Raw genomic sequence first — 3,035 nt, forward strand, 5'->3', positions numbered from 1 at the left:
TATATTTTTTCTTATACTCTAATTTTATAAAAGTACTCAAATAAATAAAAATGTATAATATTTTTATTTCATTCACTTTTTGTTAAACCTTTTCAACTTTACATCTTTTATCACTGTTCACTCTTCAAAATTAAAAATAAATAGCATTTAACTATTTTAAATAAAACATTTCTTTTAAATCTATTGATATAGGACTATTATCTTCATTTGTTTCCATTATATCTGCCATATAAGTCCACCATTTTTTACAAATATCTGTACTAGCACTTTTACTCCAAAGCTCTAAATCTTTAAGTTCTATATATCCATATAGAAAATTAGTTTCTTCATCTAAAAATATAGAATAGTTTTCTCCTCCATATTTATGTATCATATCCTTCATTTCATCCCAAAGATTGTTATGTCTAATTTTATACTCTTCTGCACAACCTTCATTAAGCTTCATTTTAAAACATCTTCTATAACTCATACACAACCCCTCCTAAGTATTACCCTTATTATAAATATAATAATTTTATACTTTAATGTACTTTTTTATTATTTAATATACATATTTATAAAACTTCCTTTAGCCCTTTGTATTCTATAAAATCATATTGTATTATGATTTTATAGAATACAAAGTTATTATAAAATTTTAATATTATTATTTTAGGAGGATAGCTATGGGAAAATTTTTTAGCGTAGATAATATGCTGTTTAGATTTATGGGAAGAGTTTCAGAACTAATAATACTAAATTTTTTATGGATCTTTTCTAGTCTTCCATTATTTACTATAGGAGCTTCAACAAAAGCCCTTTATTCTGTTTCGCTTAACTTAGCAAATGAATCTGAAGGAAGTATTATAAAAGATTATTTTAAAGCTTTTAAAGATAATTTTAAAAAATCAACTATACTTTGGTTAATAATTTTAATTTCATCATTAGTTCTTGCTATCAATTCAATATTTTGGCCAAGATTCCAATCTGCTTTAGGATATTTCGCTATGATAGTAATTGCATTTTTTATTATTATTTTTCTTCTAGTTATTCCTTATGTTTTTCCAACAATAAGTAAAGCTGATATTTCTATTATTAAATCATTAAAACTATCATTTTTACTATCAATGAAACACTTACCATATAGCCTTATCATATCTTTACTTGGTATTTTATTTATTGTTATGAATCTTATTTATCCTTTTTCTATATTCTTCACAATTTTTGTTGGAATCTCACTATACTGTTACTTATCATCATATATATTTAATATGATTTTTAATAAATATCCCTCAAATAATTCTAATTTTAATAGCATTTAATGATTAATGCACAAAAATAGGTATGTGCCAAATACACATACCTATTTTTTATATTTAAATTTATATATTATTTTTAATGTAAAAGAATTGAAATTAATTCATTGTGTTTTCTTTATGACCACATTCTTCACACTTATAATATTTCTTTCCATATTGGTTGTTATCATATGCAAAATTATACTCTTTCATAATCGCCCCGCAAATTGGACAAGTTTTCTCTATATTATTCTTCAATATATTTACTCCTCTAACTTATTAACCTGTAATATTTTTGTATTTATTTAATTATTAACTCTTTAATTTCAGGAATACTATATCCCTTATTCTTTAATTCCTTAATTTCTTCAATTATTTTAACTGCATCTTCACGTTTAAATCTTCTTGTTAAATTCTCTTCTTCTTGCTCAAAAGGTATCATACCTTCTTCAGTATAGTATTTAAGTGTACTATATCTTGAATTAGTAATCTTTACAAGTTCTCCAATTGATACATATTCAGATTCTAGTATTTTTTCCATAGATCGTTGTCTAGACATTAATTATACAACTCCTTTAAATAGGATATCTTCTAAGTCGTACCCCATGAATAGGTATTCTACCTTGAATAGCTTCAGGTATAGCCTCATAAATAATATTATCTATTTTAATTAAAGGCACAGCTCCTTCACGTATAATTATATAATTGTGTCCATTTTCCTGAAGTCTTTTTTTTACATCTTCTAATCTTTGGCTTGCTTTAGGAAGCCATTCTTCTGTATCAATGAAAATAGATTGGGATCTCTCTATAATAGGAAATACAAAATTTATTCCTATTCCTGTAGGGGTTTTCATTGCATTTTTTTTCAAATTCAAAAATCCCTTTACAGCCATTTCAACTCCATGGTAAATATGAACATCATAAAGCTTTTTTATCATCTTATTATTTATAATCAATTTATGCATTCTTTTATCTACTATTTCTAAGTCTCCTTTAGAAAAAACATCTTGCATATATCCACTTTCTCTAAGAAGCCACAACATAAGCATATTTTCATCACTTAAAGTTCCATCTTCTAGAACCTCTGCCCTAAGAAATTCAATTATTTTAGAATATTCACCTATATCACTTCTATACTCTCTTAATAAAAGTCCTGCTGTTTTGTAATATATATCACAACCTAATAAACTTGGTATCTCTTCCATATGGTTATATCCCTTTAAGAAATCTGCCATAGTAACTTCAAGTTTCTTTAGATATTTATTACCTAAGTTCGACGCTTTTGATAACCACCATTTTAAATCCTCACATATAACCTCTTTCTTATTAAAAAGAGGTTTGAAAACCGCTTCCTGATATAAAGTAATATTAGGATTTTCTATATATGATTTTTTTAATAATAGTTTCTCATTAATTTCTGTAAAATCACCGTTTAAATAAGATTCTAGAACAACTGCTGCTGCAATGCAATGAAGTGATACTTTTTTAATTGTTGTCATATGAATACTATCTTGTGCATTTAACGCAATCATTGAATAACTTTGAGATAATTTCAAATTTCTCATAAATTTCCCCTCTTTTTTATAATTAATTTTCTTATAATAAGTAAATTATATGTAACTCACTTACTACTTACTACTTACTACTTACTACTTACTACTTATATCATATGCTTATTATATTAATTTGTAAACAGGTTCCAGAATTTTTTCATAAAAATTTCTAGTTATTATATTATTAAATATAATATTACATTCT

5 protein-coding genes are annotated in these 3,035 nt (G+C 24.8%); 1 reads left to right on the plus strand and 4 read right to left on the minus strand.

The genetic code is table 11. The annotated features are described in order from the left end of the window. Positions 1 to 151: 151 nt before the first annotated feature. Positions 152 to 469 (minus strand): L-rhamnose mutarotase, encoded by a 318-nt coding sequence (rhaM, locus tag A500_RS14320; protein WP_016208282.1) that lies wholly within the window; start codon positions 467 to 469, stop codon positions 152 to 154. Between the two features lie 196 nt (positions 470 to 665). Between rhaM and A500_RS14325 the strand changes: the two genes are divergently transcribed. Continuing rightward, entirely contained in the window at positions 666 to 1,301 is a 636-nt protein-coding gene (locus A500_RS14325) for a YesL family protein (protein ID WP_016208283.1), read from the plus strand. Between the two features lie 93 nt (positions 1,302 to 1,394). On the opposite strand, the gene A500_RS20810 is transcribed toward A500_RS14325, so the two are convergent. From A500_RS20810 to A500_RS14335, 3 genes are read right to left on the minus strand one after another with little or no spacing between them, the layout of a single operon-like run. After that, entirely contained in the window at positions 1,395 to 1,535 is a 141-nt protein-coding gene (locus A500_RS20810) for a hypothetical protein (protein ID WP_016208284.1), read from the minus strand. Positions 1,536 to 1,578: 43 nt separating this feature from the next. Next, entirely contained in the window at positions 1,579 to 1,836 is a 258-nt protein-coding gene (locus A500_RS14330; protein ID WP_016208285.1) for a helix-turn-helix domain-containing protein, read from the minus strand. Positions 1,837 to 1,852: 16 nt separating this feature from the next. Next, positions 1,853 to 2,842, minus strand: coding sequence for a hypothetical protein (locus A500_RS14335; RefSeq protein WP_016208286.1), 990 nt, complete (start codon positions 2,840 to 2,842; stop codon positions 1,853 to 1,855). Between the last annotated feature and the right edge of the window lie 193 nt (positions 2,843 to 3,035).

The sequence above is a fragment of the Clostridium sartagoforme AAU1 genome (genome assembly GCF_000401215.1).
Classification (GTDB): domain Bacteria; phylum Bacillota; class Clostridia; order Clostridiales; family Clostridiaceae; genus Clostridium; species Clostridium sartagoforme.

What these genes read in the sequence shown, in the direction of transcription:
- rhaM (WP_016208282.1), bottom strand. Translation starts at nt 469, where the DNA reads ATGAGTTATAGAAGATGTTTTAAAATGAAGCTTAATGAAGGTTGTGCA.
- A500_RS14325 (WP_016208283.1), top strand. Translation starts at nt 666, where the DNA reads ATGGGAAAATTTTTTAGCGTAGATAATATGCTGTTTAGATTTATGGGA.
- A500_RS14330 (WP_016208285.1), bottom strand. Translation starts at nt 1,836, where the DNA reads ATGTCTAGACAACGATCTATGGAAAAAATACTAGAATCTGAATATGTA.
- A500_RS14335 (WP_016208286.1), bottom strand. Translation starts at nt 2,842, where the DNA reads ATGAGAAATTTGAAATTATCTCAAAGTTATTCAATGATTGCGTTAAAT.